The following is a 26,189-nucleotide window of genomic DNA, read 5'->3' on the forward strand; positions in this document are numbered from 1 at the left end:
GTTCAGGCCGAAGCAGGGGTCCGGGGGCGGCAGCCCCCGAGGACGGGACGGGCCGGGGCGGCGGGGGCGGGGGCGGGGGCGAAAGAAGCTCCTGCCCGAGCCCGACGCACCCGCAGACCTACGAGTGCCCCAGCTCCGCCGTCTCCTCGTCCGCCGTCACCGCCGGTACCGACCCCGAATCCGGTGCCGGGCGCAGCGGGAAGGGGTCCACCCGCGTCTCGTCGATCACCGGCTCGGCCGGGCGGGGCGGCTTCGGCATGACCGCGGCCTCGGAGTGGCCGCCGCAGCCGTAGGAGAGGGAGACGACCCGGCCGTCGGCCGGGGAGAACTCGTTGGCGCAGATGCCGAACGCCTGCCCGAGGGAGCCGCCGATCGCCACCAGGAAGCCGCAGCTCACGCAGGCCGCGGGAGCCGCCTGAGCCATGGGGGTCTTCGGCCCGAACGCCTCTTCCCAGCGGTCGGCGCCGGTGTGCAGGCCGTACCGGGACAGGACCCGCGCCCGGCGCATGCCGAGCTCCTCGGCCACCGCGGCGAGAGAACCGCGGGAGGGCGCGATGGGCAGGCTCGCCGGCGGCCCGGACGTGACCTCCGCGTCCTCCGCCTCCACCAGCTCGGCCATCTCGTGCGAAACGGGCGCGTTCGGCGGGGGCTCGTCCTCGCCGGAGTAGCCCGGCTCCAGACGGAGATCGTCGGCCTCGGTCGGGAGGAGGTCACCGGGGCCCATGTCCCCGGGGCGGAGCCGCTCGCTCCACGGCACCCACTCCGGCGCCAGCACCGCGTCGGGCCCTGGCAGCAGGACCACCTCGTCGAGGGTGACGACCTTGGCGCGCGACGCCCGGGCCACGGTCACGGCCCAGCGCCAGCCCCGGTACCCGAGTTCCTTGCACCCGAAGAAGTGCGTGACAACACGGTCGCCCTCGGACACCAGCCCCACGTGCTCGCCGACCACGCCTGGCGCGGCAGCCTCCTCGGCGGCGGCGCGGGCGAGGTCGATCGCCTCGGCGCACAGGCGGTCGGGGGTGCGGCTTCGCGTTGTCGCTGCGCTCACAGGTATCGCTTCTCTCCTACGCCGTCTCTCGGGTGCGCCGGCCTGAAGGCGGCAGGGCGAACGGAGCGGACCGGAGGGCCGCGTCGACGTCCGCGCCCGACGCGCTCGGGCGCACCTACGTCATCCATTCTGCGGGATGTCCGAGAGGCGCGCGGCCGAGAACGTTCGCCACGACGCGCTACGCACGCTACCTGCTCGCGTGCGGTTGGCCTACACCGACGGGACTCTTCGCCGCCTCACGGTGATGTTTCGCGCTGCTCGCCGGCCACTTCCCGGCCACCCGACCGTGCCGTTCAGTCACAAAGTGCACGCCCATACGCGCGGTAACCGCACTACGCACAGCTTTATCGGGGCACTATGACGTCGTGGCAGCCGCGAGGTCGACCCAGGGCACCACCAGGATCGGTGGGGTCAGGGGCAGCAGACGAGGTGGCGGTTCGGGCCGGGTTCGCGGGTCCGTCCGCGTGGTCGGCCGTGCCCTGCACTTCCCGTTCACCGGCACCGCCCGCGGCATCCGCAAGGCCACGCACGCGCACGGCGCCGGCGAGTCCGGCCTCGGCAAGCTGATCGAACTGCACGGCGTGAACGGCGCCGGCGACGTCATGATCACCGTCGCCCTCGCCTCGACGGTGTTCTTCTCCGTGCCGACCGACGAGGCGCGTGGCCGCGTCGCGCTCTACCTGGCGATCACGATGGCACCCTTCACGGTCCTCGCGCCCGTGATCGGCCCCCTCCTGGACCGCGTGCCGCACGGCCGCCGCGCGGCCATGGCGGGCGCGATGCTCGCCCGCGCGCTGCTGGCACTGGTGCTGTCCGGGGCGGTCACCACCGGCAGCATCGAGATGTATCCGGCCGCGCTCGGCGTGCTCGTCGCGTCGAAGGCGTACGGGGTCGTCCGAAGCGCGGTCGTGCCACGGCTCCTGCCGCCGGGGTTCTCCCTGGTGAAGGCGAACTCACGGGTCACCCTCGGCGGGCTGCTCGCGACCGGTGTCGCCGCGCCGATCGGAGCGGGGCTGCACGCGCTCGGACCGCGCTGGCCGCTCTACGGCGCCTTTGTGATCTTCGTCGCTGGGACGTTCCTGTCGTTCTCGCTGCCGCCGAAGGTCGACTCGGCCAAGGGCGAGGACACCGCGCTGCTGGCCTCGGACGAGGCACACCTGCACGGGCCGCATCTGCGACCGGTCAAGCGCCCCGGTCTGCGGACCGTCGGGCCGGCCGTCATCCACGCCCTGGGCGCAAACGCCTCGGTGCGCTGTCTGACCGGCTTCCTGATCTTCTTCCTGGCGTTCCTGCTGCGCGAGCATCCGCTGACCGGCGAGAGCGCGGCCGTGTCGCTGGGGATAGTCGGCGTCTCGGCGGGCGCGGGCAACGCGCTCGGTACGGCGGTCGGGGCATGGCTCAGGTCACGGGCCCCGGAGATCATCATCGTCACGGTCGTCGCGTTCGTGCTGGGCACGGCGATCACGGCCGCGGTGTTCTTCGGGGCGTTCCTGGTGGCCTGCCTGGCCGCGGTCGCCGGGTTCGCGCAGGCGCTGGCCAAACTGTCGCTGGACGCGCTGATCCAGCGGGACGTGCCCGAGCTGGTCCGTACGTCGGCGTTCGCGCGCTCCGAGACGCTGCTCCAGGTGTCCTGGGTGTTCGGCGGCGCGGTGGGGATCGTGATGCCGCTCAACGGCTCGCTGGGCCTCGCGGTGGGCGCCGCCATCGTGGCCGTCGGCTGGCTGGCGACCGTGCGCGGACTGCTGGCCTCGGCACGGCACGGAGGCGCGCGCCGCACGAAACTGGCGTGACGTCGGGCCGCGACTGGCGTAACCCACGGCCGCGCCGCACCCCACATGGGGAGAGCACTGGACGTGCCCGATAACCTTCGCCCATGAAGACGCTGCAATCCGTTGTGCGACGCCGCCGCGCCGTCGCAGCCGCCGGCGCCGTTTCCGCCGGACTGCTCGTTCTGTCCGCCTGCGACAAGCCGACGCCGATCTCGACCATCACCGTCGGCACCAACTCGGTCAACTCCCAGGCCACCTGCTACAACGACGGCAAGGCGCTGGACACCCAGGCGCTGGCCGCGTGCCTGAAGGACACCGACATCAAGTCCATCAAGGTCGACCCGGACGAGACCGTGCGCTTCGGCGTCGACCCGGACATCGCGGACAAGGGCTGGACGATCCTGATGAACGGTCAGGCGCTGACCGACTCCAGCACCAAGACCTACCGCACGATCCCCGGCAGCGTGTTCTTCAACGCCCAGTACGGCGCCAGCGGCAACTCCACGCTGGTGTCGATCAAGGAGGGCGAGAAGAACGTGACGGGCCTGTGGTCCTTCAAGCTCAAGAAGGATGCCTGACCACGTCTTCCGTACGTGTCCTCGTAGCCACCGCGGTTCCCGCCGAACGGGACGCGGTGGCACAGGCGTTTGCGGGGCCGGTTCGTGAGGTGCGGCTTCCCGGAGTGACCCTGCGTCAGGCCGACGGACGGTACGACCTCCTGGCCGCCGGCGTCGGTCCCGCCCGCGCCGCCGCCTCCACCGCGAGCGCCCTCACCGCCGCCGCGCTCGAAGGCGCCCCCTACGGCCTCGTCGTCTCCGCCGGTATCGGCGGCGGGTTCCTGCCCGGCGCTCCGGTCGGCTCGCTCGTCGTCGCCGACGAGATCACGGCGGCCGACCTGGGAGCCGAGACCGCCGACGGGTTCCTGCCGGTCACCGAGCTCGGCTTCGGGACCGTCACTCACCATCCGCCGGAATCACTCGTACGAGACCTCACGGCGGCGCTGGGCGCCCGCGCCGGGGCCGTACTGACCGTCTCGACCGTGACCGGGACCGCCGAGGGCGCGGCGGACCTCCGTGCCCGGCACCCCCGCGCCCTCGCCGAGGCCATGGAGGGCTTCGGGGTCGCCGAGGCCGCCGCCGCGCACGGCACCCCCGTCATGGAGATCCGCGCCGTCTCCAACCCCGTCGGCCCGCGCGACCGTGCCGCCTGGCGCATCGGCGACGCCCTCGCGGCCCTCACCGAGGGCTTCGGGAAGCTGACGCCCGTCCTGGAAAGTTGGAACCCACATGACCGATGAGCCCGTGCAGTCCTCGCAGCCTTCGCAGTCCTCGCAGACTTTGCAGATCTCGTACTCCCCCTGCCCGAACGACACCTTCGTCTTCGACGCCCTCGCCCACGGCCGCGTCCCCGGCGCCCCCGCCCTCGACGTCACCTTCGCGGACATCGACATCACCAACGGCATGGCCGAGCGCGGCGAGTCCGACGTGCTGAAGGTGTCGTACGCCGTGCTGCCGTACGTCCTCGACGCGTACGCGCTGCTGCCCTGCGGCGGCGCGCTGGGGCGGGGCTGCGGGCCGCTGGTGCTCACGCGGGAGGCGGGCGCCGACCTGACCGGCCGTACCGTCGCCGTGCCCAGCGAGAAGTCGACGGCGTATCTGCTGTTCCGGCTGTGGGCCGCGGACACCATTCCCGGCGGGGTCGGGGAGATCGTCGTGATGCCTTTCCACGAGATCATGCCCGCGGTGCGGGACGGGAAGGTCGACGCGGGGCTCGTGATCCACGAGGCGCGATTCACGTACCAGAACTACGGGCTGCACAAGCTCGCGGACATGGGCGAGCACTGGGAGAACACCACCGGGCTGCCGATTCCGCTGGGCGCGATCATCGCAAAGCGTTCACTGGGCGCGGAGGCGCTGACGCTGCTCGCCGATTCCATTCGTACGTCCGTACATGCGGCCTGGGACGAGCCCGAGGTGTCCCGCCCGTACGTCATGGCACACGCCCAGGAAATGGACCCGGCCGTCGCCGACCAGCACATCGGGCTGTACGTCAACGAGTTCACCGCCGGACTCGGCGAGGACGGCTACGCGGCGGTCAGGGGACTGCTGACGCGTGCGGCGGCCGAGGGACTGGTGCCGCCCCTCGGCCCGGACGCGCTCGATTTTCCTTAGGGGGAGTCAGACGTCCAACTGGTCGGCGACCGCGCGGAGCAGGCCCGCGACCTGCTTGCCGGCGGTCTTGTCGGGGTAGCGGCCCCGCTCCAGGGTCTGAGTGACGTTCTCCAGGAGGGTCGTCAGGTCCTGGACGATGGAGGCCAGCTCGTCCGGCTTCTTGCGCTGGGCGGCCGCGACGGACGGGGTCGGGTCCAGGAGGACGACCGAAAGGGCCTGGTCGCCGCGCTGTCCGGCGACGACTCCGAACTCCACTCGCTGACCCGGCTTGAGTGTCTCGACTCCGGCGGGGAGGACCGAGGAATGGACGAAGACGTCACCGCCGTCGTCGCGGGAGAGAAAGCCGAAGCCCTTCTCACTGTTGAACCACTTGACCTTGCCGGTAGGCACGTCTGTCCTCGTCCTCGTACTCGTCGGAAAACTGCTTCTGGAAACGGCTCTTGATAGCACTGGGGCGGGTCGTCGGGACCCGCCGGTACCAAGGCTAATGGTCTTGAGGCCGGTGACAAGACGTCGCCCGGTTGTTCCTTCGCGGTGGGAACTACCCTGGTGGAGTGCGTGACAAAACCCAAACGAATTCCGCCGCGCCCGGTGACCGTCTGATCCGTGCCGGTGCCATCGTCTTCTTCGTCGGCGCCGTGGCCACTCTGGTCACGGTGGCCCCGCTGTTGCTCGGGACGACGCCTTTTCCGACGTTCATATACGGATTGAGCATGCTGATGGGCGTCGGGTTCCTGATCGCCGGCGCGGGGGTGCTGCAGTCGGTCGCGGCCGGGCGCCGTCAGGCGCGGGCCGCCGGGCGGTAGGCCGAAAGCCACTGCGGGAAGTGCGTGAGGTCCGGCAGGACGACGTCCGCCCCGGCCTCACGCAGTTCCTCCGTGCTGCACGGCCCCGTGACGACCGCGACCGACAGCGTGCCGGCCGTGCGCGCGCCGCGTACGTCGCCGACGTGGTCACCCACGTAGACGCCCGCGCCGTGCTCGCGCAGCGCCTCCGCCTTCTGCTCGGCCCACAGGTTGCCGATCACCGCGTCGGCGTCGATACCCAGGTGCTCCAGGTGCAGCTTGGCGTTGGCCTCGTACTTCGCCGTCACGACGATCGCCCGCCCGCCGGCCGCCCGCACGGCCTCGACCGCCTCACGGGCGCCGGGCAGCGCGGGCGTCGCGGTGACGGCGATGGCCGGATACATCCCCCGGTACAGGTCCGCGACGGCCGGGACCTCCTCCGCCGGGAACCAGTTGATCAGCTCCTCCGCCAGCGGCGGCCCGAGCCGCGTGACCGCCAGGTCGGCGTCGATGTACGTCCCCGTCCGCTCGGCGAGCGCCGTGTAGCAGGCGTGGATGCCGGGCCGGGAGTCGATCAGGGTCATGTCGAGGTCGAAACCGACGGTCAGCGCGGGAGCAGTCGTGGAGGCCATGCGAGCCATTGTGCCCAGGCCGGGTGACGGGCGGGTGCCCGGCCCATGCCAGCCCTACCGCTGCCGCTGTGAGCGCCACACCAGGAACAGGGCCGACGCCACGGCCGCGCCCCGCACCACCCACGGCCAGGTCTGGGCGACCGCGTCGTTCATGTGGCCGTCGGCGATGGGGGTGCCCCAGCGGCCGTCCGTCCTGCCCCACAGCCAGACGACGCCGGCCGCGACCGCCAGGCCGGGCAGGCCCATGACCGCCCACTTCGTCTCCGCCTGGGTCAGCCGGCGCGAGGCGTAGGCGATCAGCCAGCCGAGCAGCAGCGCGAACCAGTTGCCGAGCACCGCGCCGGCGACGAGACAGCAGGCGGCGAGCAGGAGGAGGGGATTGCTCCAGCCGCCGGTGCCGCTGCCGGCGCTGAGGAACGGAAGACGGCGGCGGGTGCGAACCGGTTCCTCCGGGACCTCCTCCCCGACCTCCTCGGCCTGCTCCACCGGTGCCGCCCGCTTCTCCGGCTCCTTCCGGCGCGGTGGCCCGAGCAACTCCGGGATCTCCACGCCCCCGACGAACCCCGGCACCTCGTCGCCGACCCCGAAAGGGCTGCTGTCCGTGCGCCACCAGTCGGGCTGCGTCGCGCTGTCGCCCAGCTCGTGCGCGGCCGCGCGGTGCGGCGGCGACGGGCCGTCCGAGGGCTGCGGTGCGTCCGCCCCGGCGGGGCGCGCCGGCCGGGGGCGCGGTACGACCCGGCGCAGCCCCCTCGGCCGGCCGTCGCCCTCCGTCGCCTCCCGGTCCCGCTGTGCGGGGACGGACGTGGCCGGTGCCCGCGGGGCACCCCCGCTGCCGTCGGCGGCGGCCGCGACGACGTCGCCGGGGCTGCCGAGGCCGTCCAGGATGCGGCGGACGGCGGCGGGGCTGTCGACCGGCGTCCTGGCGCGCCGCCGGTCGATCTCGTTGCGCAGCTCCGACACCAGCCGCATCCGCGCGGACGACGGCAACTGCCGCTGCTGCGCGACGTCGCCGACACGGCTCAGATACTCGTAGACGACCTGGTCGCTCTCGATACCCACGAAGTCCCCTCCGGGGCGGGCGCGTTCCGCACCCCGTAGTCCGATACCCCGTGGGACGACGTTAGCGCAGGCCGGTGCACCCGGGCTCCGGTCAGGTCGGCTCGCACACGTGGGGGGTTCAGAACTGTTGCCACTTGAGCGTGCACGAGCGTGCTTTCGCGAGCATGAGCGGGCGTCGGCTTCAGCAACTGGGCGTGCGGACGGGTTTTCGGCCAGTGGGAACGGGAGTATGTCCGTCGAATGCGTGACCTTTGCGGGCGGGGCGCGTTGGGCGGGGTGAGGGGATGGTGCGGCGCCGGGGTGGGGGTGTTCCTCGGCTCGCTGGCCGCGGGTGATCTCGCGGTGCGGTCCGGCAGGGACCGGAGCATGATGCGGCCGCGTGGGCGGTACGGAAGCGGGAGTTGACCGGGGTCTGTTCGGCGCGGTGGGCGGGCAGTATCACCAAGGCCACGCACGACCAGTGGGCGCCGGCCCGGCGCTGCCAGAAGGCAGAGATGACGCTGTAGCCGAGGCCGCCGGAGGTCCCGGCCACCGTCTCCAGCATGGTGCGCGGTAGCCGAGCCGTTCACGCCCGACGACCGCGAACTCCCAGAGGAACGCCAGGGAAGGGATCACGATGCTGATGACGGCGACCCAGTTGTCCCAGTTCACTCGGAAGTTCATCCCCGGGTCACCTGGGAAACGTTCCGTTCGCCTTGAGTGCACCAGTCCCACAGCCTCCGGGCGCGGATGCGCCACCCCTGTCGCGGGCCGTGACCCGCTACCGTGGGTCAGATGAGCACCGAGGACCACCCGGCCCCCCGCTCCCTCGCGGAAGCGCTCCGCGCACGGGATGACACCTCCCTGGCCGCTCTCCTGCGCAGCCGCCCCGACCTCATCACCCCTGTCCCCACCGATCTCACGCAGCTCGCGACCCGTGCGGGGACCCGTGCCTCCGTGGTGCGCGCGCTGGAGCGGCTGGACCGGTTCGCGCTGCAGACGGCGGAGGCGCTGGCCGTCGCGGGCGACCCGGCGTCGTACGACGAGCTGCTCGGTCTGATGGCCGGCGCCGACCGCGACCCGACCGTCGCCGCGGCCCTCCCCGGTGCCCTGTCCGTGCTGCGCGAGCGGGCGCTCGTGTGGGGCGCCGACGACCGGCTGCGCCTGGTGCGTACCGCCCGTGAGCTGCTCGTGCCCTCGCCGCAGCACCCGTCCCCGACCGGCCTGGGCCCGACGGTCCAGGAGGTGACGGCGGGCATGTCGCCGGGCCGGATCCAGGAGATCGTCGCCGCGGCCGGGCTGGCGTCGACGCACGACGCCGTGTCGGCGGCGGCCGCGCTCACCGCCCTGTTCACGGACCGCACCCGGATGGACGAGCTGCTCGGACAGGCCCCGGCCGACTCCCTCGACGTACTGGACCGCCTGGTGTGGGGGCCGCCGTACGGGCAGGTCACGGCCGACCCGGCGGCGCGTCTGCGGTGGCTGCTGGACCGTGGGCTGCTGCTGCCGACGGCGCCGGGGACGGTCGTACTCCCCCGCGAGGTCGCCCTGCATCTGCGCGCCGGGCGGGCGCACCGCGCGCCGGAGCCCGTGCCGCCCGCCGTCGAGGCGGCCGCCGCCCCGCATGCTCCGGCGGTGGTGGACGCGACCGCGGCCGGGCAGGCGTACACGGCGCTGGCGACCGTGGAGGAGCTGCTGAAGGACTGGGACGAGGGCGGACCCGCGGTGCTGCGGGCGGGCGGGCTGAGCGTGCGGGACCTGAAGCGGACCGCCGTCGCCCTGGACGTGTCCGAGCCCGTGGCCGCGTTCTGGGTCGAACTGGCCTACGCGGCCGGTCTGCTGGCCGCCGACGGCGAGGCCGACGAGCGGTACGCGGCCACCCCGGCCTACGACGAGTGGCTGGAGCGGCCCCCCGCCGAACGCTGGGCACGGCTCGCCGAGGCGTGGCTGTCGGCGACGCGGACGTCCGGCGTGGTCGGCGGGCGGGACGCGAAGGAGCGGACGCTGTCGGCGCTGGGGCCGGGGCTCGACCGTTCCGCCGCGCCCGAGGTGCGGCACCGGGTGCTGACGCTGCTGGCGGGGCTCCCGGAGGGCGCCGCGCCGTCCGCCACGGCGGTCCTCGCCCGGCTGCGCTGGGAACGCCCGTTGCGCGGCCGCAGTGGGGGCACCTCGCACGCGTCCGAAGCCGAGAGTGGGGCAGAGGACCTGCGGTCCCGGCTGGCGCAGTGGACGCTGTCGGAGGCGGAGATGCTGGGCGTGACCGGCCGGGGCGCGCTGTCGGCGCACGGGCGGGCGCTGCTGGGCGCCGCCGAGCCGAAGGCCGCCGTCGACGGCGGTTCCCCGGGCCCCGGCGACAAGCTTCCCTTCCCCCACCACCGGCCCGCCCCCCTCGAACCCCTCTCCCCCACCGAGCAGGCCGTCGCCTCCGCGGCCGCGGCCCGGCTGCTCGCCCCGCTGCTTCCCGAGCCCCTGGACCACGTCCTGCTCCAGGCCGACCTCACGGCGGTGGCGCCCGGGCCGCTGCAACGCCCGCTGGCCGACACGCTGGACGTGCTCGCGGACGTCGAGTCGAAGGGCGGGGCGACGGTGTACCGGTTCACGCCCGGCTCGGTGCGGCGCGCCCTGGACGCCGGCCGGACCGCGTCCGACCTGCACGCCTTCCTCGCCACCCACTCCCGTACGCCGGTCCCGCAGCCGCTCGCCTACCTGATCGACGACGTGGCCCGCAGGCACGGCCATCTGCGCGTCGGCGCGGCCTCGGCGTACGTCCGCTGTGACGACGACGCCCTGCTGAACGAGATCGTCGCCGACAAGCGCGCCGCGGGCCTGCGCCTGCGCCGCCTCGCGCCGACCGTGCTGGCCGCCCAGGCCGACCCGGCGACGCTGCTGGAGGGCCTGCGGGCGATGGGTTACGCGCCGGCCGCCGAGTCCGCGGAGGGCGATGTGCTGATCGCCCGCGCCCACGCCCACCGCACCCCGCCCCGCACGGCCCCCGAGCCGGTCCCGGACGGCCCGCCGGTGCCCGACGCCACGCTCCTCCTGGCGGCGATCCGCGCGATCCGGGCGGGCGACCTGGCCTCCACGGCCCCCCTGAAACCCACGTCCACCGCCGCCCCGTTCACCGGCGGCGAACTCCCCCGCACCAGCTCCGCCGAGACCCTCGCCACCGTGCAGGCCGCCGTCCTCACCGGCGAGGCCGTGTGGATCGGCTACGTCAACGCCGAGGGTGCCGCCAGCCAGCGCGTGATCGCCCCGGTCCGGGTCGAGGGAGGCTTCGTCACGGCGTACGACCACACGGCGGACGAGGTCCGCACCTATCCGCTGCACCGGATCACGGGGGTGGCGGAGCTGGCGGACGAGCAGCGGTGACCGCTGCTCGCCCTGGTCAACAGTCCTTGACGGGGGTGCCCGCGGGCAGAGCGAAGTGCGCGCGGGCCGCACTCTCCAGGGCGGCCGACGTCCCGGAGTCGGTGCCGAGTTCGGATTCGGCGAAGAAGCTGAAGTGGCTCTCCTCCCACTCCGCGTACCCCGCGCCGTCCGGCGGTTCCTCCCGCGATACGACGCGGTAGTCGCCGTCCGTGTCCCGCTTCAGCCGGACCACCTGCGGGAACCGTGAGCCGCCGCACTCCACCAGGGCGCCGTCGCGCACCCCGTACTCCACGCAGAACGTGTCGACGCCCGCCCGTATCCGGTCCCCGTTCTCCTCGAGGTCGAGCGCCCGGGCCCGGCAGAACCACTTCGCCTTCAGCGCGGGCACGGTCTCCCCGTACCCGGTGCCCTGTGACTCCGCCACGAGCCTGGCCTCGATCACGGGCCGTACCTCGCCCCACAGGCGTGCGTCGACGCCCGCCGGCCACATCACCCACACGCCCGTCGCCACCAGCACCGCCACGGCTCCCGCACCGGCGCCCCATCTGCGTACCGACATCACCGTGAGCTCCTCACCGCGCCGCGCGGAGTGCGCCGCTCCCGTGCCGGTGAGACACGCGACGGGGACGCACGGTTGCACGCGAGAGGAGCGGGAGGAGCGGGCCGATCTCCATGACAGGGCGCGGACCGACGCCCCTGGTTCCGCGCCCGTGCGGCGACCTATCCTTCAGGTCAGGACCGGGGGGCCGTGTCCGTGGGTCCATCGCGGCAATCCGACCGGCGATCTGACCGGCCGCTCCAACCGCCGGTAGGGCACACTGGACGTTTGGCCATGCCGCGCCATCCAGAAAGGCAGTCCCGAGTGAACGGTCCGCTGATCGTCCAGTCCGACAAGACCCTGCTCCTCGAAGTCGACCACGAGCAGGCCGACGACTGCCGCCGGGCCATCGCTCCGTTCGCCGAGCTGGAGCGGGCTCCGGAGCACATCCACACCTACCGGGTGACACCGCTCGGTCTGTGGAACGCGCGGGCGGCCGGCCATGACGCCGAGCAGGTCGTGGACGCGCTCGTGCAGTACAGCCGCTACCCCGTGCCGCACGCGCTGCTCGTCGACATCGCGGAGACGATGGACCGGTACGGCCGGCTGACGCTCTCCAAGCACCCGGCGCACGGGCTCGTCCTGACGACCACCGACCGGCCCGTGCTCGAGGAGGTCCTCCGGTCCAAGCGGATAGCGCCCCTCGTCGGCAACCGCATCGACCCCGACACCGTCGTCGTGCACCCGTCCGAGCGCGGGCAGATCAAGCAGACGCTGCTGAAGCTGGGCTGGCCGGCCGAGGACCTCGCCGGGTACGTCGACGGCGAGGCGCACCCGATCGAGCTGGCCGAGGACGGGTGGGCGCTGCGGCCGTACCAGAAGCAGGCCGTGGAGAACTTCTGGCACGGCGGGAGCGGGGTCGTGGTGCTGCCGTGCGGGGCCGGGAAGACGCTGGTCGGGGCCGGGTCGATGGCGCAGGCCAAGTCGACCACCCTCATCCTCGTCACCAACACCGTCTCCGCCCGGCAGTGGAAGCACGAGCTGGTGAAGCGGACCTCGCTGACCGAGGACGAGATCGGCGAGTACAGCGGGACGAAGAAGGAGATCCGACCCGTCACCATCGCCACGTACCAGGTGCTCACCACCCGGCGGAAGGGCGTCTACCAGCACCTGGAGCTGTTCGACTCCCGGGACTGGGGGCTGATCGTCTACGACGAGGTGCACCTGCTGCCCGCGCCCGTCTTCAAGTTCACCGCCGACCTCCAGGCCCGGCGGCGGCTGGGCCTCACCGCGACCCTCGTACGGGAGGACGGCCGCGAGTCGGACGTCTTCTCGCTCATCGGGCCCAAGCGCTTCGACGCGCCGTGGAAGGAGATCGAGGCGCAGGGCTACATCGCGCCCGCGGACTGCGTCGAGGTCCGGGTGAACCTCACCGACTCCGAGCGGCTGGCGTACGCGACCGCCGAGACCGAGGAGAAATACCGCTTCTGCGCGACGACCGCGACGAAGCGGAAGGTGACGGAGGCGATCGTGCAGCGCTTCGCGGGGCAGCAGATCCTCGTCATCGGCCAGTACATCGACCAGCTCGACGAACTGGGCGAGCACCTGAACGCGCCCGTGATCAAGGGCGAGACGTCGAACGCCCAGCGCGAGAAGCTGTTCGACGCCTTCCGGGAGGGCGAGATCAGCGTGCTGGTGGTGTCGAAGGTGGCGAACTTCTCGATCGACCTGCCGGAGGCGACCGTCGCCGTCCAGGTGTCGGGGACGTTCGGGTCGCGGCAGGAGGAGGCGCAGCGCCTGGGCCGCGTCCTGCGGCCGAAGGCCGACGGCCACAAGGCCCACTTCTACTCGGTCGTCGCTCGCGACACGATCGACCAGGACTTCGCCGCGCACCGGCAGCGGTTCCTGGCGGAGCAGGGGTACGCCTACCGGATCGTGGACGCGGACGAGCTGCTGACGGAGGGCTGAGCGGGCGGGAGGGCGGACTGCCTCACCGGGACTTCATGCTGCGGATCTTCGACAACCCGGACCCGCTGCCGCCCGGCGACGCCACGGTCACGCTGCTGCCTGGCGAGGCCACGGTCACGCTGCCGCCCGAAGAGGGCTGAGCCCACCAGCAACGCGCATCCCACCAGCGGGTACGGCGCCGCCAACGGCTGCTGCCACCAGGGCAGCCGCAGGTCCAGGTCGCCCTCGTGCGGCACGCTCCACATCGTGCGGGCCGTGAACAGCTGGGCCGTGAGCGCCGCCGTACGGGAGTGGCCCTCGGCCAGCAGTACGGCGATCAGCGGGACGCACCACACCCAGTGGTGGGACCAGCTGACGGGCGACACGAGCAGAGCGGTGAACGCGGCCAGCAGGACACCGTGCCGCTCCTCGGCGGCGCGCGCGGCGAGCCACACGCCGGCGGCGGCCACGGCGAGCGCCGGGAGCAGCCAGGCGGCGCCGGGTGCCGGGTCGCCGAGGGTGCGGGCGGCCAGGCCCTTCAGGGACTGGTTGTCGACGATCCACGCCTTGCCGACGCGGTCGGTCTCGTAGAGGCGGCGGGTCCAGAAGTCGGCACTGGCGGCGGGCAGGGCGAGGGCACCGAGCAGGAGGGTGCCGGCGAAGGCGGTCGTCGCCGTCGCCGCCTCCCGGTGCCTGCCGCGCAGCAGCAGGTACGCGACGAAGAGCGCCGGGGTGAGTTTGATCCCGGCCGCGATCCCGAGGGCGATGCCCTTGCCCGGCGCGCCCGGCGGGCGGGTGAGGTCCCACAGCACCAGGCAGGTGACGGCGAGGTTGATCTGGCCGAACAGCAGGGTCTGGAAGACCGGCTCCAGCCAGAGGGCCAGGGCCGTGGCGGTGCACAGCGCCGGGAGCCGGAGCGGGCGGCCCGCGAGGCGGGCGGAGAGACGGACGAGGCAGGCCAGCAGGAGCGCGTTGCCGACGAGGAACGCCGCCTTCAGGGCGGGGACGGGGAGCCAGGCCGCCGGGGTGAACAGGAGGGCCGCGAAGGGCGGGTAGGTGGCCGGGAGGTGCCACTCGGTGACGGTGAAGCCGTAGAGGTCGCCGCCGTGCAGGACGGCCTCGCCCTCGGCCCGGTAGACCAGCGCGTCGGCCATCGGGGCGCGCTGTGCGACGCACAGGGCCGCGAAGGCGGTGAGGGAGACCGCCAGGAGGAGAAAGGGTGTTGTCGCGGAGAGTGGTCGGCGGGTCACGGAGTGACCCTAGGGGGTCACTTGCGGCGGACGCCCGCCTCCTCGCCGTACTCCCCCAGGATGATCACGTCGAAGGCGGCACGCGCGAACACCTTCAGGGCGCGCAGGGCGTCGCCGAGGCGGTGGGGGTGGCTTCCGGTGAGCGGGGTGGCGCCGGACGGGCGGAACGGGTGTGGGTGGATGGTTGCTGCGCTCATATCTCCATAGTGGCTTTCCCGGCGCAAAAGCGGCATAGGTCCAGAGGCCGAATCCGTGCCGTCCTCGTGTCCACCCACGGACCGACCCGCTCCCCCCACGGCAGGGGGCGTCCCCTAGGGGGAGGAGGGCGGCCGATGGACAGCCGATGACCGGCCGAAGGACATCCGATGACCGGCCGAAAGAAATCCGTTGGCCTCCGCCGCCCCCGCTCACCTAGAATCTCCGCTCTTGCCCGCCTCCCTCACGGAGCGCAGCCGACCGGACGGAAACCGGGCGGCACCCCCGCGGACGCCCCCACGCCGCGGCGCACCAGCAGCCAAACCCGCAGCAGGTTCCCCGGAGGCACCCCCTTGTCCACTCCGCCCGCCGACGACCCCCTCTCCCGCGAGCGCTCCCACCTCAGCTCGTCCCGTTCCGCCCTGCGCGCGATGCGCGAGGACGTCGAGGCCCTCGACATCAGCAACGTCACCGCGAACTGGGTGAACGCCGAGGTCCTCGCCCGCCAGATCGACGAGCGCATCAAGGCGCTGGCCGACCTCAGCGACACCCCGCTGTTCTTCGGCCGCCTCGACTACCTGCACGCTCCCGGCGCCGAGCAGGCGGAGGGCGCGGAGGGCGAGCGCTTCTACATCGGGCGCCGCCATGTGCACGACGGCGACGGCGACCCGATGGTGATCGACTGGCGTGCGCCGGTCTCGCAGCCGTTCTACCGGGCGTCCAAGAAGGACCCGATGGACGTCGGGCTGCGCCGCCGCTTCGGGTACACGGGCGGCGACCTCACGGCGTACGAGGACGAGCACCTCTCCGACCCGGCCGAGGCGGCGCGCACCAGCAAGCTGCTCCAGCAGGAGATCGAGCGTCCGCGTGTCGGCCCGATGCGGGACATCGTGGCCACCATCCAGCCCGAGCAGGACGAGATCGTACGAAGCGGTCTGGGCGGGACGGTCTGTGTGCAGGGAGGTCCCGGGACCGGGAAGACGGCCGTCGGCCTGCACCGCGTCGCCTACCTCCTGTACGCCCACCGCGAGCGGCTCGCCCGCACCGGCACCCTGGTCATCGGGCCGAACAAGTCCTTCCTGCACTACATCGAGCAGGTGCTGCCCGCCCTGGGTGAGCTGACGGTCCGGCAGGCCACGGTCGACGACCTGGTGGCCCATGTGGAGGTCCGGGGCACGGACGACGCGACGGCCGCGGTCGTCAAGGGCGACGCCCGGATGGCGGCGGTACTCAAGCGGGCCGTGTACGCACACGTCACCCTGCCCACCGAGCCCATCGTGGTCGTGCGCGGGTCGCGACGCTGGCGCGTTCCCGCGTACGAACTGGAGGACATCGTCCGCGAGTTGCTGGACCGCGACATGCGCTACGGCGCCGCCCGCGAGGCCCTGCCGCAGCGCGTCGCGCATGCCGTGCTGGTGCAGATGGAGCGGTCGGGCGAGGCGCCGGACGACCGGGTGCAGGACGCGGTGGCCCGCAACAGCGCGGTGAAGGCGGCCGTGAAGGAGATCTGGCCGCCCGTCGACCCGGCGAAGCTCGTGCTGCGCCTGCTGACGGACGCGGACTTCCTCGCCGTGCACGCGGAGGGGATCCTCACCGAGGACGAGCAGAAGACGATCCTGTGGGCGAAGCCCGTACGGAGCGTCAGGTCGGCCAAGTGGTCCCCGGCCGACACCGTACTGATCGACGAGGCCAATGACCTGGTCCAGCGGACGCACTCCCTCGGGCACGTGGTGCTGGACGAGGCGCAGGACCTCTCGCCGATGCAGTACCGGGCCGTCGGCCGTCGCTGCACCACCGGTTCCGCGACCGTGCTCGGTGACCTGGCGCAGGGCACCACGCCCTGGGCGACGCGGAGCTGGGACGAGGCGCTGGCCCACCTGGGGAAGTCCGACGGGGTGATCGAGGAGCTGACGGCCGGTTTCCGCGTACCGACGGACGTCATCACGTACGCCTCCCGGCTGCTGCCCCACATCGCGCCGGGCCTGACCCCGGTGGCGTCGGTGCGTGAGAACCCGGGCTTCTTCGACCTCCGCCCGATCGCCGATACCGCCGAAGTGGTGGCCGCGTGCGAGGAGTTGCTGCGCAACGAGGGCTCGACCGGCCTGATCGCGGCCGACGCCCGCATCCCGGCGCTCACCGAGGCGCTCACGGCGGCCGGCCTCGCCTACCTGGCCCCCGGCGAGGAGACGACCAGGGAGACCCGCCTGACGCTGGTCCCGGCCTCGCTCGCCAAGGGCCTGGAGTACGACTACGTCGTCCTGGACGAGCCGCAGGCCGTGGTGGACGGCGAACCGGACGAGCGCACCGGTCTGCGCCGCCTGTACGTGGCACTGACCCGAGCGGTGTCGGGCCTGATCGTGACGCACGCGGCTCCGCTGCCGCCGCAGCTGGCCCGGTAAGGGGGCACTCCCGTCGATCGCCGGGGGCCTCCGCGTCGAACGCCGGTGGCACTTCCCGTCGATCACCGGGTCTCACTCCCCGTCGATCACCCGCCGCCACTCCGCGACCGCGGCGGCCGACACCGGTCCCGCCCAGCCGTCCGGCCGGGCCGCTCCGCCGATGTGGAAGCCGTCGAGGCCGGCGGCCAGCAGCGACGGAACGTGGTCGAGCCGCAGTCCCCCGCCCACCAGGAGCCGCTGCTCGTAGCCGGGCTCCCCGCGTCGCGCCGCCTCGGCGAGCAGCGTGGGGAGGCCGTCGTCCACGCCGGCCGCGGAGCCCGCGGTGAGGAAGGTGTCCAGCCCGGGCAGGCCGTCGAGCTGCTTGCGCAGGGCGTCCCGGTCGGCGGCGCGGTCGATGGCCCGGTGGAAGGTCCAGGGGGCGCCGTCCAGCTCGGCGACGATCCGCTCGACCGCGGCCAGGTCGACGCCGCCGTGCGCGTCGAGGAAGCCGAGCACGAACTCGGTGGCACCGGCCGCCCGCAGCTCGTGGGCGGTGCGCACCAGCCGCTCGACGTCCCCGGCCGCGAATCCGTCCGCGAGCCGCAGCATCACGCGCAGGTCGATGTCGACGGCGGTCCGGATCGCGGCGAAGGTCCCGGTCGGCGGGGTGAGCCCGTCGGCGGCGATGTCGGTGACCACCTCGAGGCGGTCCGCGCCTCCGGCCTGGGCGGCGACCGCGTCCCCGGCGTCGAGGGCGATCACCTCCAGGACTGCACGCGTGCTCATAGGACCCCTTCCCTTGGTTTCCCTGGTTCCCCTGGAGCGGCTACAGGTCTAGTCCAATCTCAGGGTACGCCTCCGGGGCCGGCAGCGTGGGCCCCACGCCAGGAGCGAGCGCACCGCCGGCGGGAGAATGAGGGCATGGCCGATCACGTCGATCTCGACGCCCTGCGTTCCCGCTGGCACGACACCCTGCTCGCCGCGCGGGAGGGCGCCCGCCGGCCCGACCCGCACCCCTACGCCGACGACCTGCTGCGCCGCTGGTCGGAGCCGCAGCGCCGCTACCACACGGTCACGCACCTGGCCGCGGTGCTGGACCACGTCGACGTGCTGGAGAAGTACGCGGACGACCCGCTCGCGGTGCGGCTGGCGGCGTGGTTCCACGACGCGGTCTACCTGCCGGAGCGGTCGACGAACGAGGAGCGCTCCGCGCACCTGGCCGAACGCGCGCTCCCCGAGGCCGGGGTCTCCGAGGAGCGGACGGCCGAGGTGGCCCGCCTGGTCCGACTCACCGTCGGCCACGACCCGGCCGACGACGACCGCAACGGCCAGGTCCTGTGCGACGCCGACCTCGCGGTCCTCGCCGGACCGCCCTCCGCGTACGCCACGTACACGGCCGCCGTCCGCCAGGAGTACCACTTCGTCCCCGACGACGCCTTCCGCGAGGGCCGTTCGGCGATCCTGCGCCAACTCCTCGACCTGCCACGACTGTTCCGCACCCCGCACGGAGCCGCCGAGTGGGAGGCGACGGCCCGCTACAACCTCCGCTCCGAGCTGGAAATGCTGTCGACCTGAGAACCCCCGCCCCCTTACGCTGCCGCGTATGCGTGAAATGGGCGGGGACCAGGTGGAAGAGGCCGTCGCGGGCTGTGTCGCGGCACTGCGGCCGGCGGTGGACGGGGACTGGGCCGGGGTGAAGGCCGGCCGACTGGACTGGAACTGCCGGGAGACGGCCGAGCACATCGCGGGCGATCTCATCGCGTACGCGGCGCAGTTGGCGGGACGGGCGCAGCAGGCGTACGTGCCCTTCGAGTTCACTCTCGACGGCACCGACGAGGGCCTCGACCCGGTCGACAACCCCGGCATCCTGCACGTCATCGAGACGACCGGCGCGCTGCTCGTCGCCGCCGTCCGCACCGCCCCGCGCGAGGTCCGCGCCTTCCACCCGTACCCGTTCCGCAGCGCGAACCGCGAGGGCTTCGCCGCGATGGGCATCGCCGAGGTGCTGCTGCACACCCACGACATCGCCGAGGGCCTCGGGCTCTCCTACGAGCCGTCCGCGGAGCTGGCCGACGGCGTCCTCACCCGGATCTTCCCGCACGTCCAGCCGGGTCCGACCCCGTGGTCCACCCTCCTGTGGGCCACCGGCCGCGGCGACCTGCCCGGCCGCGCCCCCGTCACCGACTGGCGCTGGAACAACAACCTCGTCATCCCCGCCGGACGCCTCACCCTCCAGGGCCTCAGCCCCGCCGCCGCCCGCGATCTGCGGCTGGGCGGCGACGGCGGGTTCGAGTGGATCGACGGCGGCCCGTTCGAGGGCACGCGGGAGGCCGCCGGGATGCTGGTGAAGGCGTACGAGGCCGGGGTGCACCGGCCCGAGTGGGGCGTGTTCGCCCTCGTCCGTACCGAGGACGGCCGCGCGGTCGGCGGCATGGGCTTCCACGGCGCCCCCGACGAGGACGGCTGCGCGGAGATCGGCTACGACCTCGTCGAGTCCGCCCGCGGCCACGGCTACGCGACCGAGGCGCTGCGCGCACTGTCGGAATGGGCGCTGGCACGCGACGGCATACGGTCCCTGTTCGCGACCGTCGAACGGGACAACGTCCCGTCGCAGGCCGTCGTGTCCAGGGCCGGGTTCACCCAGGTCAGCGCGGACGGCGACGAGTTCGCCTACGAACTCCGGGGCTGAGCGCGGCTCTTCCGCCTACGCAGCCCGGACGCGTGCAGCAGCCGCACCACCTCGCGGCTGCCGACCTCCACGGCTCCGGCGCGTACCGCGTCCGCGTACCGGTGCGACGGGATGTCGTAGTGATCACGCTCGAAGGCCCGCAGAGGCACCCCCAACGCGTCGGCGAACAGGTGCAGTTCCTCGTACGAGACGTCGCTCACGAGGTGCGACCACATCCGGCCGTGCCCCGGCCAGGTCGGCGGGTCGATGTACACCGTCACGACGACGGCGTCCCGCCCGTGGCCGACCCCAGCGCCCCCACCGCCGCGACCTTCACGCCCGCCTGGTGGCACACCCAGTGCGGGTCGGGTCCCAGTTCCGGCTCGACGTCGAGGGCGTGCGGGTCGCCGGAGCCGCAGACCGGGCACAGCGGCCAGCGGCCGTAACGCTCCAGCAGCGCGTCCTGCACGTCCTGCGCGACCAGCCCGGCCACGTAGTCCACGCCGTCCGGCCACTGCTCCACCCACCAGCGCCGCTGCATCACCGAGGCCTCGACCAGCGAGACCACGTCCGCCTCCGCCACCTGGCCCGCGACCAGATCGGCGAGCACGAGGGCGCGCGCGGCGTGCAGCGCCTGTTCCAGGGGGCTGATGGGGTCCATGCACCCATTGTGCGCACTCTTGACCCCGACACCGAGCCGAAAATATCTTTCAGGAGTGACCCCCGAAGTGAAGGAAATTTTCGGCAGCCCCGGTTCGCCCGGCGGCAGCCCGCCCGCCCCCGCCGCCCTCGCAGCCAAGGTCCGCACGCTCGCCCCGTCGATGACCCGCTCCATGCAGCGCGTTGCCGAGGCCGTCGCGGGCGACCCGGCCGGCTGCGCGGCCCTCACGGTCACCGGCCTCGCCGGACTCACCGGCACCAGCGAGGCGACGGTCGTCCGCACCGCCCGCCTGCTCGGCTACCCCGGCTACCGCGACCTGCGCCTCGCCCTCGCCGGGCTCGCCGCGCAGCAGCAGTCGGGGCGTGCGCCGGCGATCACCACCGACATAGCGGTCGACGACCCGATCGCCGACGTCGTGACGAAACTCGCCTACGACGAGCAGCAGACCCTCGCCGACACCGCGGCCGGGCTCGACACCGTCCAGCTCGGCGCGGCGGTCACCGCGGCGGCCGCCGCCCGCCGTATCGACGTGTACGGCATCGGGGCGTCCGGCCTGGTCGCCCAGGACCTCACCCAGAAGCTGCTGCGCATAGGCCTGATAGCCCACGGGCACAGCGACCCGCACCTCGCCGTCACCAACGCGGTACAGCTGCGCGCGGGGGACGTGGCGATCGCCATCACGCACTCCGGGTCCACGCGGGACGTCATCGAGCCGTTGCGCGCCGCGTTCGAGCGCGGGGCGACGACGGTGGCGATCACCGGGCGGCCGAACAGCGCGGTCACCCAGTACGCCGATCACGTGCTGACGACGTCCACGGCCCGGGAGAGCGAGCTGCGGCCGGCCGCGATGTCGTCCCGAACCAGTCAACTGCTCGTGGTGGACTGCCTGTTCGTGGGGGTGGCGCAGCGGACGTACGACACGGCCGGGCCGGCGCTGGCCGCGTCCTACGAGGCGTTGGCACACCGGCATCGGTAGACCGTAGGACCGATCGTTGACCAGCAGGACACCGAAAGAGCCGCAGCCATGACCTCCACGTCCAACCACCACGATCACAGTCTCCTCACCGAGTTGGAGACCCTCACCACCGAAGCCTTCCGCCCCGAACTCGCCGACATCGACCGGCTCCCCACCCTCGACATCGCCCGGCTCATGAACGGCGAGGACACCTCCGTGCCCGCCGCGGTCGCGGAGCGGCTGCCGGAGATCGCCGCCGCGATCGACGCCGTGACCGAGCGGATGGCGCGGGGCGGCCGGCTGGTCTACGCCGGGGCGGGGACGGCGGGGCGGCTCGGGGTGCTGGACGCCTCCGAGTGTCCGCCCACCTTCAACAGCCGGCCCGGGCAGGTCGTCGGCCTGATCGCGGGCGGCCCTGAGGCCATGGTCACCTCGGTCGAGGGCGCGGAGGACTCCAAGGAGCTGGCGCGGGCCGACCTGGACACCCTCGCCCTGACCGCCGACGACACGGTGGTCGGCGTCTCGGCCTCCGGGCGCACGCCGTACGCGATCGGCGCGGTGGAGCACGCCCGGGCGCGCGGCGCGCTGACCATCGGGCTGGCCTGCAACACGGACAGCGCGCTGACCGCCGCGGCCGAGCACGGCATCGAGATCGTCGTCGGGCCCGAACTCCTCACCGGTTCCACCCGGCTGAAGGCGGGCACGGCGCAGAAGCTGGTGCTCAACATGATCTCGACGATCACGATGATCCGGCTGGGCAAGACGTACGGGAACCTGATGGTCGACGTACGCGCCTCGAACGAGAAGCTGCGCGCCCGCTCCCGCCGTATCGTCGCCCTCGCCACGGGCGCGGGCGACAAGGAGATCGAGGAGGCGCTGGCGGCCACCGACGGCGAGGTGAAACACGCGATCCTGACCATCCTGGCCGAGGTGGACGGGCCGACGGCCGCCCGCCTTCTGGAGGAGTCCGACGGTCATCTGCGCGCCGCGCTGGCGGCGGCGGGGGCCTGAGCCGCACGCTCGGCGGGTGCGCACTGATCCCGCTTCCACCGCCGCCGCGATCCTCCCCCTGGTCGGCGGCCCCGCCAACGTCACCTCCGTCGCCCACTGCATGACCCGGCTGCGGCTGGGCCTGGCCGACCCCTCGCTCGTCGACGAGGAGGCGCTGCGGGCACTGCGAGCACTGCCGGGCGTGCTCGGCGTCGTGGCCGACGACACGTACCAGATCGTGCTGGGGCCTGGGGCGGTGGTGCGGGTGACGGCGGAGTTCGAGGCGCTGGTGGCGGAAACGGGGGCCGAGGCACTGGCGGCCCGCGGCGCCGGACTGCGCGAGCAGCACCGGCGCCGCAACGCCACTCCCACGAAGGCGGCCCTGCGCCGGCTGGCGAACGTCTTCGTACCCCTGATCCCCGCGCTGATCGGCTGCGGAGTGCTCGCGGGCGTCACCGGACTGCTGGTCAACGCCGGTTGGCTCCCCGGGCTCACCCCCGCCCTCTCGGCCGTGGCCTCCGCCTTCATGGCGCTGATCGCGGTGTTCGTCGGCTACAACACGGCGAAGGAGTTCGGGGGGACGCCGGTGCTGGGCGGCGCGGTGGCGGCCGTCGTGGTCTACCCGGGGGTGGCGAAGGTGACGGTGTTCGGGGCGACGCTCGCCCCCGGCCAGGGCGGGGTGCTGGGCGCGCTGGCGGCGGCACTGCTGGGAACGTACGTGGAGAAGTGGTGCCGCGGCCGGATCCCGCAGGCCCTGGACGTCCTGCTCACCCCGACCCTCACGGTCCTGGTCGCCGGCCTGGCCACCCTGTACGGGCTGATGTACGCGGCCGGGCAGGTCTCGGCGGCGATCGGCACGGCGGCGAACTGGCTGCTGTCGACCACGGGCGCGTTCTCGGGCCTGGTCCTCGGCGGCCTCTTCCTCCCCCTGGTCATGCTGGGCCTGCACCAGGCCCTGATCCCCATCCACACCACCCTCATCGAACAACAGGGCAGCACGCCCCTCCTCCCCATCCTGGCGATGGCGGGCGCGGGCCAGGTGGGCGCGGCACTGGCGGTGTACGTCCGTCTGCGCCACGACACCTCCATCCGTACGACGATCAGATCGGCGCTCCCGGCCGGCCTGCTGGGCGTGGGCGAGCCGTTGATCTACGGCGTTTCCCTCCCCCTCGGCCGCCCCTTCCTGACCGCCTGCGCGGGCGGCGCGGCCGGCGGAGCCTTCATCGGCTTCTTCGCGATGCTCGGCGACAACGTGGGCGCCACGGCGATCGGCCCGTCGGGCTGGGCGCTGTTCCCACTGCTGGCCGGGAACAGGGGGCTGGCGCCGACGGCGGCGATCTACGCCGGCGGGCTGCTGACGGGGTACGCGGTCGGCTTCGCCGCGACGTACGTCTTCGGTTTCACCGACCGCGCCCGCCGCCGTCGCTGAGGGCGCCCGCACCAGGCGGCTCCTGCGACCTCTCGCGGCCCCCTACGCTGGACACCTAAGACCTTCAAGGAGCAGGCCCCCCCATGAACCACGCCCAGCTCACCGCCCTCGGCCGTGCCCTCCGCCTCCTCGGCGAGCACGGCGAGGCCCTCACCGCCGACACGCCCGACGCCCGGCTGCACGAGGTCAGGGGGGATCTGCGGCGTGCCCTGGACCTGCTGGAGGAGAGCGTCACCACAGCCGTGCCCAGTACCCGGTGCGCCGAGCACCCGAACGGGCCGGTCGACTCCTCCGCCCCCGACCTGTGCCTGCTGTGCGAGACGCGACGCCGGACCGCCCGCCGCTCCGAGTTCAACGGTCCCGCCCCGGATCCACAGCCCACCACCACCGCCCCCTCCCGCTACGGCGTACGCGCCGACCGGCCGCAGCCCCAGCAACGCTGGCTGCCGGAGCTGTGGAACGGGCAGGAGTGGCAGCTGTGCGGCACCCCGCGCCGGGACCGCCGGGAGGCCGAGCTGTTCATCGCCGCCCAGCGGCGCGGGTCCCGGCCCGCGATGGCGTACCGGCTGGTGCACGAGTTCACCGACTACGAGGTGCTGCGCGTGTGGGGCACGCCGGTGAAGGTCGACATCGAACCGCTCGGGAACCTGTAAGCCGTTTGGCCCTGCCCCGGCAGGCAGATGCCGAACGGCCGCCGCCCCGCCGGTGCGGGGCGACGGCCGTCTCGGGTTCGCCGGTCGGACTGTCTTACGCGTCCGCCTTACGCCTTGACTCCGGAAACCTCGGGGGTCTCGTCGGCCTCGGCCCGCTTGCCCGGCTCTCCGGCCACGGGGCCCGCCTGGGCGGCGGCCGGGCTCCGGCCCGGGAGGAAGGCGGCGAGGAAGAACGCCAGGACTGCGGCGCCGGCCCCGATGGCCATGACGACCTTGAAGGCGTTCTCGGACGGCAGGGCGGAGCCACCGAGGTTCATGGTCATCTGCGCCAGGACCACACCGGCGACGGCACTGGCGACCGACGTACCGATGGAGCGCATCAGCGTGTTGAGGCTGTTGGCCGCGGCCGTCTCGGACGGGTCCACGGCGCCCATGATGAGCGCGGGCATCGCACCGTAGGCGAAGCCGACACCGGCGCCGATGACGCAGGAGACCAGGACCAGGTGCCAGACCTCGGACATCAGCACGATGTTCAGGCCGTAGCCGGCGGCGACGATCACGGCGCCGATCATCAGGGTGATCTTCGGGCCCTTGGCCTTGGTGATGGCCGCGGACACCGGGGCGAAGGCCATCATGACCAGGCCCTGCGGGGCCATGACCAGGCCGACGGTCAGCATCGATTTGCCCAGGCCGTAGCCGGTCTGCGTGGGCAGCTGGAGCAGCTGCGGCAGGACCAGCGACATCGCGAACATCGAGAAGCCGAAGGCGACCGAGGCGAGGTTGGTGAAGAGGACCTGGCGGCGGGCGGTGGTGCGCAGGTCGACGAGCGGCGTCGAGGTACGCAGCTCGAAGAAGCCCCACGAGACCAGGACCACGACCGCTACGGCGAACAGGCCGAGCGTGGTACCGCTGCCCCAGCCCCAGTTGGCGCCCTTGGAGACGGCGAGCAGCAGGGAGACCAGGCCGACCGCCATACCGACCGAGCCGACGAAGTCGAAGCGACCGCCGGTGCGCACCTTGGACTCGGGCACCAGCGTCAGGACCAGCGCGAAGGCGACGACGCCGAGCACGGCGGAGGTCCAGAACAGGATGTGCCAGTCGAAGTTGTCGGCGATGAAGGCGGCGGCGGGCAGACCGAGGGCGCCGCCGACACCGAGGGAGGCACTCATCAGGGCGGTGGAACCGGCGAGCTTCTCCGCGGGCAGCTCGTCGCGCATGATGCTGATGCCGAGCGGGACGGTGGCGGCGGCCAGACCCTGCAGCGCGCGGCCGACGATCATCGGGACCAGGGAGTCGCTGAGCGCGCACACCACCGAACCGCTGATCAGCAGCACGATGCTGAGCAGCAGCAGCTTGCGCTTGCCGAACATGTCACCGAGACGGCCGGCGACGGGCGTGACCACGGCACCGGCCAGCAGCGTGGCGGTGACCGCCCAGGCGGTGTTGGACGCGTCGGCGTGCAGGTACTTCGGCAGTTCCGGGACGATCGGGATGACCAGGGTCTGCATCAGCGAGACGACGATTCCGGCGAAGGCCAGGACCGCCACCACTGCGTTCGACCTCGGCGGAGCGGATCCTCCGGCCGCTGCGGGCCGGACAGGAGCGTCGGACATGAGAGGGCCTCCGTGGACGTACGGGCGCACTGAGGTGCTTGACTCAAGCAACGATAAGTGAATTGATTGAGTTAAGCAAGTTAAATCTGTGGAACTCGAG

Annotated in this window: 25 protein-coding genes and 1 pseudogene; 15 read left to right on the forward strand and 11 right to left on the reverse strand. The window is 73.0% G+C overall.

Annotated elements, in window-relative coordinates; translation table 11 throughout:
• Positions 1-118: 118 nt before the first annotated feature.
• Positions 119-1,048 (reverse strand): DUF3027 domain-containing protein, encoded by a 930-nt coding sequence (locus ABT114_RS25045; RefSeq protein WP_351145085.1) that lies wholly within the window; start codon positions 1,046-1,048, stop codon positions 119-121.
• A 365-nt stretch (positions 1,049-1,413) separates the two neighbouring features.
• Between ABT114_RS25045 and ABT114_RS25050 the strand changes: the two genes are divergently transcribed.
• The 4 genes from ABT114_RS25050 to ABT114_RS25065 all read left to right on the forward strand — a co-directional run bounded on the left by ABT114_RS25050 (position 1,414) and on the right by ABT114_RS25065 (position 4,988).
• Positions 1,414-2,838 carry an MFS transporter gene (locus ABT114_RS25050; RefSeq protein ID WP_351145086.1) on the forward strand — a complete coding sequence of 475 codons (1,425 nt, stop codon included), beginning with the start codon at positions 1,414-1,416 and terminating at the stop codon, positions 2,836-2,838.
• Positions 2,839-2,921: 83 nt separating this feature from the next.
• Positions 2,922-3,395, forward strand: coding sequence for a DUF2771 domain-containing protein (locus ABT114_RS25055; protein WP_351145087.1), 474 nt, complete (start codon positions 2,922-2,924; stop codon positions 3,393-3,395).
• Positions 3,365-4,114: a futalosine hydrolase gene (locus tag ABT114_RS25060; protein ID WP_502988378.1), complete on the forward strand. Its 750-nt coding sequence runs from the start codon at positions 3,365-3,367 to the stop codon at positions 4,112-4,114. The genes ABT114_RS25055 and ABT114_RS25060 overlap by 31 nt, the downstream gene beginning before the upstream one ends.
• Positions 4,104-4,988, forward strand: a complete 885-nt coding sequence (locus ABT114_RS25065) for a 1,4-dihydroxy-6-naphtoate synthase (RefSeq protein WP_351145088.1) — start codon at positions 4,104-4,106, stop codon at positions 4,986-4,988. The genes ABT114_RS25060 and ABT114_RS25065 overlap by 11 nt, the downstream gene beginning before the upstream one ends.
• A gap of 6 nt (positions 4,989-4,994) precedes the next feature.
• Here the strand turns inward: ABT114_RS25065 and ABT114_RS25070 are convergent, their stop codons facing one another.
• Positions 4,995-5,378 (reverse strand): cold-shock protein, encoded by a 384-nt coding sequence (locus tag ABT114_RS25070; protein ID WP_351145089.1) that lies wholly within the window; start codon positions 5,376-5,378, stop codon positions 4,995-4,997.
• 164 nt (positions 5,379-5,542) lie between these two features.
• Between ABT114_RS25070 and ABT114_RS25075 the strand changes: the two genes are divergently transcribed.
• Positions 5,543-5,794 (forward strand): hypothetical protein, encoded by a 252-nt coding sequence (locus ABT114_RS25075; protein WP_351145090.1) that lies wholly within the window; start codon positions 5,543-5,545, stop codon positions 5,792-5,794.
• Here ABT114_RS25075 and ABT114_RS25080 read toward each other — a convergent pair.
• Positions 5,770-6,414 (reverse strand): HAD family hydrolase, encoded by a 645-nt coding sequence (locus ABT114_RS25080; RefSeq protein WP_351145091.1) that lies wholly within the window; start codon positions 6,412-6,414, stop codon positions 5,770-5,772. The two genes, ABT114_RS25075 and ABT114_RS25080, sit on opposite strands and share 25 nt — an antisense overlap.
• Positions 6,415-6,459: 45 nt before the next feature.
• The gene (locus tag ABT114_RS25085; protein ID WP_351145092.1) at positions 6,460-7,464 is read right to left on the reverse strand and encodes a hypothetical protein; all 1,005 of its coding nucleotides are present in this window, start codon (positions 7,462-7,464) and stop codon (positions 6,460-6,462) included.
• 240 nt (positions 7,465-7,704) lie between these two features.
• Between ABT114_RS25085 and ABT114_RS50610 the strand changes: the two are divergent.
• Together ABT114_RS50610 and ABT114_RS25090 are read left to right on the forward strand one after the other, a co-directional pair.
• A pseudogene (locus tag ABT114_RS50610) lies at positions 7,705-7,961 on the forward strand (hypothetical protein); the annotation flags it as partial.
• A 277-nt stretch (positions 7,962-8,238) separates the two neighbouring features.
• A complete protein-coding gene (locus ABT114_RS25090; protein ID WP_351145093.1) occupies positions 8,239-10,812 on the forward strand; it encodes a helicase-associated domain-containing protein in 2,574 nt (857 codons plus the stop codon).
• A gap of 16 nt (positions 10,813-10,828) precedes the next feature.
• Here ABT114_RS25090 and ABT114_RS25095 read toward each other — a convergent pair whose 3' ends face one another.
• Complete coding sequence (locus tag ABT114_RS25095; RefSeq protein WP_351145095.1) at positions 10,829-11,371, reverse strand: hypothetical protein; 543 nt, start codon at positions 11,369-11,371, stop codon at positions 10,829-10,831.
• Between the two features lie 303 nt (positions 11,372-11,674).
• Between ABT114_RS25095 and ABT114_RS25100 the strand changes: the two genes are divergently transcribed.
• Positions 11,675-13,318 (forward strand): DNA repair helicase XPB, encoded by a 1,644-nt coding sequence (locus ABT114_RS25100; protein WP_351145096.1) that lies wholly within the window; start codon positions 11,675-11,677, stop codon positions 13,316-13,318.
• Here the strand turns inward: ABT114_RS25100 and ABT114_RS25105 are convergent.
• The gene (locus ABT114_RS25105) at positions 13,276-14,547 is read right to left on the reverse strand and encodes a glycosyltransferase 87 family protein (RefSeq protein WP_502988380.1); all 1,272 of its coding nucleotides are present in this window, start codon (positions 14,545-14,547) and stop codon (positions 13,276-13,278) included. The genes ABT114_RS25100 and ABT114_RS25105 overlap by 43 nt on opposite strands.
• Before the next feature lie 17 nt (positions 14,548-14,564).
• Entirely contained in the window at positions 14,565-14,744 is a 180-nt protein-coding gene (locus tag ABT114_RS25110; RefSeq protein ID WP_351145097.1) for a hypothetical protein, read from the reverse strand.
• Positions 14,745-15,095: 351 nt separating this feature from the next.
• On the opposite strand from ABT114_RS25110, the gene ABT114_RS25115 reads away from it, so the two are divergent.
• On the forward strand, positions 15,096-17,141 hold the full coding sequence (locus ABT114_RS25115) for a HelD family protein (RefSeq protein ID WP_351145098.1): 2,046 nt from the start codon (positions 15,096-15,098) through the stop codon (positions 17,139-17,141).
• Positions 17,142-17,213: 72 nt separating this feature from the next.
• Here ABT114_RS25115 and ABT114_RS25120 read toward each other — a convergent pair whose 3' ends face one another.
• Positions 17,214-17,906, reverse strand: coding sequence for a copper homeostasis protein CutC (locus ABT114_RS25120; RefSeq protein WP_351145099.1), 693 nt, complete (start codon positions 17,904-17,906; stop codon positions 17,214-17,216).
• Between the two features lie 135 nt (positions 17,907-18,041).
• Here ABT114_RS25120 and ABT114_RS25125 point away from each other — a divergent pair, with 135 nt between their 5' ends.
• On the forward strand, positions 18,042-18,695 hold the full coding sequence (locus tag ABT114_RS25125; protein ID WP_351145100.1) for an HD domain-containing protein: 654 nt from the start codon (positions 18,042-18,044) through the stop codon (positions 18,693-18,695).
• A 28-nt stretch (positions 18,696-18,723) separates the two neighbouring features.
• Positions 18,724-19,809 carry a GNAT family N-acetyltransferase gene (locus ABT114_RS25130; RefSeq protein WP_351145101.1) on the forward strand — a complete coding sequence of 362 codons (1,086 nt, stop codon included), beginning with the start codon at positions 18,724-18,726 and terminating at the stop codon, positions 19,807-19,809.
• On the opposite strand, the gene ABT114_RS25135 is transcribed toward ABT114_RS25130, so the two are convergent.
• Together ABT114_RS25135 and ABT114_RS25140 are read right to left on the reverse strand one after the other, a co-directional pair.
• On the reverse strand, positions 19,791-20,069 hold the full coding sequence (locus tag ABT114_RS25135; protein ID WP_351145102.1) for a DUF4031 domain-containing protein: 279 nt from the start codon (positions 20,067-20,069) through the stop codon (positions 19,791-19,793). The two genes, ABT114_RS25130 and ABT114_RS25135, sit on opposite strands and share 19 nt — an antisense overlap.
• Positions 20,066-20,449, reverse strand: a complete 384-nt coding sequence (locus ABT114_RS25140) for a DUF8819 family protein (protein WP_351145103.1) — start codon at positions 20,447-20,449, stop codon at positions 20,066-20,068. Before ABT114_RS25140 ends, ABT114_RS25135 begins: the two co-directional genes overlap by 4 nt.
• 55 nt (positions 20,450-20,504) lie before the next feature.
• Between ABT114_RS25140 and ABT114_RS25145 the strand changes: the two genes are divergently transcribed.
• The 4 genes from ABT114_RS25145 to ABT114_RS25160 all read left to right on the forward strand — a co-directional run bounded on the left by ABT114_RS25145 (position 20,505) and on the right by ABT114_RS25160 (position 24,476).
• Positions 20,505-21,425 (forward strand): MurR/RpiR family transcriptional regulator, encoded by a 921-nt coding sequence (locus ABT114_RS25145; RefSeq protein ID WP_351145104.1) that lies wholly within the window; start codon positions 20,505-20,507, stop codon positions 21,423-21,425.
• Positions 21,426-21,473: 48 nt separating this feature from the next.
• Positions 21,474-22,415 (forward strand): N-acetylmuramic acid 6-phosphate etherase, encoded by a 942-nt coding sequence (murQ, locus tag ABT114_RS25150; protein ID WP_351145105.1) that lies wholly within the window; start codon positions 21,474-21,476, stop codon positions 22,413-22,415.
• A gap of 16 nt (positions 22,416-22,431) precedes the next feature.
• A complete protein-coding gene (locus tag ABT114_RS25155; RefSeq protein WP_351145106.1) occupies positions 22,432-23,823 on the forward strand; it encodes a PTS transporter subunit EIIC in 1,392 nt (463 codons plus the stop codon).
• A gap of 83 nt (positions 23,824-23,906) precedes the next feature.
• Entirely contained in the window at positions 23,907-24,476 is a 570-nt protein-coding gene (locus tag ABT114_RS25160; RefSeq protein WP_351145107.1) for a hypothetical protein, read from the forward strand.
• A gap of 107 nt (positions 24,477-24,583) precedes the next feature.
• Here the strand turns inward: ABT114_RS25160 and ABT114_RS25165 are convergent, their stop codons facing one another.
• Complete coding sequence (locus ABT114_RS25165) at positions 24,584-26,089, reverse strand: MFS transporter (protein ID WP_351145108.1); 1,506 nt, start codon at positions 26,087-26,089, stop codon at positions 24,584-24,586.
• Positions 26,090-26,189 lie beyond the last annotated feature (100 nt).

This window comes from Streptomyces sp. NPDC002088 (assembly GCF_040296605.1).
Classification (GTDB): domain Bacteria; phylum Actinomycetota; class Actinomycetes; order Streptomycetales; family Streptomycetaceae; genus Streptomyces.